This window comes from Frankia sp. CcMO1, assembly GCF_977945845.1.
On the sequence record NZ_CDWTMG010000187.1, the window covers coordinates 1 to 594 of the forward strand.

The 594-nt window shown below is 65.7% G+C and carries 1 pseudogene; it reads left to right on the plus strand.

Annotation, left to right across the window (positions count from 1 at the left end):
• Positions 1-136: 136 nt before the first annotated feature.
• Positions 137-535 (plus strand): annotated as a pseudogene (locus tag AC08OU_RS18400) (SAM-dependent methyltransferase); the annotation flags it as partial.
• Positions 536-594: the final 59 nt, after the last annotated feature.

Consider the following 594-nt stretch of genomic DNA (forward strand, 5'->3'; position numbering starts at 1 on the left):
TTTACGCGAGAGGGACGGTCCCGGGCTGGTTGTCGGGACGCCGCACCGGACCGGCGAACCGGCGCCGGGTGACGAGCGGGCAGAGGACTACGCTCACACCAGGCAGAATCCACCGAAGCGGAGGAAGGACCCGACCATGACCGACGACGCATATGCCCCCGAGGGGCTGGCGGAGAAGCCCCAATTCAATTCGGATGTCGCGCACACCGCCCGGGTCTGGAACTACTGGCTCGGTGGCAAGGACAACTTCGCCTCCGACCGCGCGGTGGGCGACCAGGTCCAGCAGATACTTCCGCACATCGTCGACACCGCCCGCGCCGACCGGGGTTTCCTCACCCGAGCCGTGCAATTCCTGGCCGGCGAGGCAGGTATCCGTCAGTTCCTCGACATCGGGACCGGGCTGCCCACCGCCGGAAACACCCATGAGGTCGCCCAGGAGATCGCACCGGAATCGCGCATCGTCTACGTCGACAACGCCCCTCTTGTTCTGGTGCATGCCCGAGCGCTGCTCACCAGCACCCCGGAGGGCGCCACCAAGGGGACGTAATGAAGTAACAAATACGTGATCGAGAGCATCATCGCAGGTCACAGGCC